We start from the raw sequence: 610 nt of genomic DNA, 5'->3' as shown, positions 1-610 counted from the left end.
AACGAGTTCTGCTCTTTCTGTATTGGCATTGCGTATGCTTGGCAGCAATAACGTCGATTACTTGGTGCCGAACCGCTTTGAAGATGGCTACGGTTTGAGCCCAGAGGTGGTCGATCAAGCATTGGAACTTGGCGCAGAAATGATCATGACGGTCGACAATGGCGTATCGTCGATTGAAGGTGTGCGCTACGCCAAAGAGAATGGCATTACCGTATTGGTGACAGACCACCATTTGCCAGGACAAGTTCTACCAGAAGTGGATGCGATGGTGAACCCAAACCTCGACAGTTGTGCGTTTCCTTCTAAAGCGTTGGCTGGCGTTGGTGTGGCGTTCTATCTGATGATGGCGTTGTGTGTTCACATGCGCAAACACAACTGGTTTGCTCAGCAAGGCATGCAAGAGCCGAAACTGATGGAGCTGATCGACCTTGTCGCACTGGGCACTGTCGCTGATGTTGTGCCGCTTGATGAGAACAACCGAATTCTGGTGCATCAAGGGTTGCAGCGCATTCGTGCGGGGAAAGCGCGCCCAGGTATTCAAGCACTGATTGAAGTGGCGAAACGCGATGCGCGACGTTTGGTGGCATCGGACTTCGGCTTTGCATTGGGG

At 52.3% G+C, this 610-nt stretch carries 1 protein-coding gene; it reads left to right on the top strand.

Annotated elements, in window-relative coordinates; genetic code table 11:
* Positions 1–610: DHH family phosphoesterase (locus R7Z77_RS26695; protein ID WP_318137215.1), on the top strand; the 610-nt coding region annotated here is incomplete at both ends.

It is taken from the genome of Vibrio sp. 1401 (assembly GCF_033340295.1).
This window is presented reverse-complemented; position numbering and strand designations above follow the sequence as displayed.